Raw genomic sequence first — 414 nt, 5'->3', positions numbered from 1 at the left:
AAAAAACTACAAATAAGGAGAAAAACACAAATGCACCAATTTACAGCCTCACAAAGAATTAAAAATACTCTTTCTTATAAAATAGGCTTAGAGCTTATCCACACCGATAAAAAACTAAAAGAAAAAAATACTCTAATAAAATTCACACTAGGGGGGGGGGCTTACCTTTATCTCATCTATAAACTCTATCATATAAAACAACAACACTACAAAGAACTTAAACTCTATAAACAAATCATAAAAATATTTCCAGAGCTTCAAAGAGCAAAACTTGAAACCTTACCTGATTATAATGAAGCTGCATTACATCAATTTCATCTAGCCTATCTTTTAGGACAAGCTTTTATAAAAGCTGATAAGACTTGGTATAAGGGAGGCTATTTAAAAGTCTTTAAGTTTATTAAAGAAGCTAAA

The 414-nt window shown here is 29.7% G+C and carries 1 pseudogene; it reads left to right on the top strand.

The features are described 5' to 3' along the window. Nucleotides 1–30: 30 nt before the first annotated feature. Nucleotides 31–414: pseudogene (locus tag DMB91_RS08770) on the top strand (capsular biosynthesis protein); the annotation flags it as partial.

Origin of the sequence: Campylobacter sp. MIT 97-5078 (assembly GCF_006864455.1) — a bacterium.
Taxonomy (GTDB): Bacteria; Campylobacterota; Campylobacteria; order Campylobacterales; family Campylobacteraceae; genus Campylobacter_D.
This window is presented reverse-complemented; position numbering and strand designations above follow the sequence as displayed.